Source organism: Kineococcus indalonis, assembly GCF_009906395.1.
In the GTDB taxonomy this organism is placed as follows: domain Bacteria; phylum Actinomycetota; class Actinomycetes; order Actinomycetales; family Kineococcaceae; genus Kineococcus; species Kineococcus indalonis.
On record NZ_JAAALM010000993.1, the window covers coordinates 1 to 550 of the forward strand.

The following is a 550-nucleotide window of genomic DNA, read 5'->3' on the forward strand; positions in this document are numbered from 1 at the left end:
TGCCCGCGGCGTGGGCCGCGGCGACGTCGTCGGCGTCGAGCCCGGCGCCGGCGGCCGCCAGCACCAGGCGCAGGTCCAGGTCGCCGCCGGGCGGGTGCGCCTCCAGGAAGGGGCGCAGCGCGGCGTGCAGGAGCGCGAACGCCAGCAGCTCGTGCGGGTCCAGCTCGGCGCGGTGCCCGCTGAGCACGCGGTGGGCGCGCAGCCGGGCGGCCGGGTCGGCCAGCGCGACGGGGGCGCCGTCCAGGTGGGTCAGGCGCACGGCGGTGCCGATCGCGGCGACGCGGACCTCGTGCCCCAGGTGCGGCAGCAGCAGGTACCGGTGCAGCGTCACCAGGACGTCGGGCCAGGAGAAGGGCGGCTGCTCCTCGGCGCCGGGCGCGGGCGCCGAGGCCGGCCGGCTGCGCGTCAGGGTCGGCGGGCGCGCCCGCGGCTCGGCGGGCCGGCGCGCGCGCCAGGCGCGCCACACCGGCTCGGGCACCCCGCCGTGCGGCAGCGGGCGCACCGGCGGGTCCGCGACGAGGTCCAGGGCGTCGAGCACCACGCGCACCGG

The 550-nt window shown here is 82.0% G+C and carries 1 protein-coding gene; it reads right to left on the reverse strand.

The genetic code is table 11. The features are described from left to right. Nucleotides 1-541: hypothetical protein (locus tag GTR00_RS22365; RefSeq protein WP_205706444.1), on the reverse strand; the 541-nt coding region annotated here is incomplete at its 3' end. Between the last annotated feature and the right edge of the window lie 9 nt (nt 542-550).